Here is a 483-nt window from a genome sequence, read left to right as displayed (position 1 = left end):
TTGTCGTGTTCTGCAATGACCAGAATGCTCATCTCGTCGTCTCCCTTAGATGACCTTGGCTTCGGTCTTGAGTTTTTCGACGAGCGTTGCCACGTCCGCCACCTTCACCCCAGCGCTGCGCTTGGGCGGCTCGGCAACCTTCAGCGTCTTCAGGCGCGGGCTCACGTCAACGCCCAGATCCGCCGGCTTGACCGTCTCCAGCGGCTTCTTCTTCGCCTTCATGATGTTGGGCAACGTCACGTAACGCGGCTCGTTCAGGCGCAGGTCCGTCGTGATCACCGCCGGCAGCGACAGCGACACCGTCTCCAGACCGCCGTCCACTTCGCGCGTGACTTGTGCGCGGTTGTCCGCCACCGACACCTTCGAGGCGAACGTCGCCTGCGGCAGCTTCGTGAGCGCCGCGAGCATCTGACCCGTCTGGTTGGAATCGTCGTCGATCGCCTGCTTGCCCAGGATCACCAGTTGCGGCTGCTCCTTCTCGAC

Annotated in this window: 1 pseudogene; it reads right to left on the bottom strand. The window is 62.9% G+C overall.

What is annotated here, in order from left to right:
- Positions 1 to 45 precede the first annotated feature (45 nt).
- Positions 46 to 483 (bottom strand): annotated as a pseudogene (locus tag A9762_RS27830) (electron transfer flavoprotein subunit beta/FixA family protein); the annotation flags it as partial.

It is taken from the genome of Pandoraea sp. ISTKB, assembly GCF_001721285.1.
Lineage (GTDB): Bacteria > Pseudomonadota > Gammaproteobacteria > Burkholderiales > Burkholderiaceae > Pandoraea > Pandoraea capi.
Note: the sequence above shows the minus strand (reverse complement) of the source record. Positions and strands in the feature narration are given on the sequence as shown.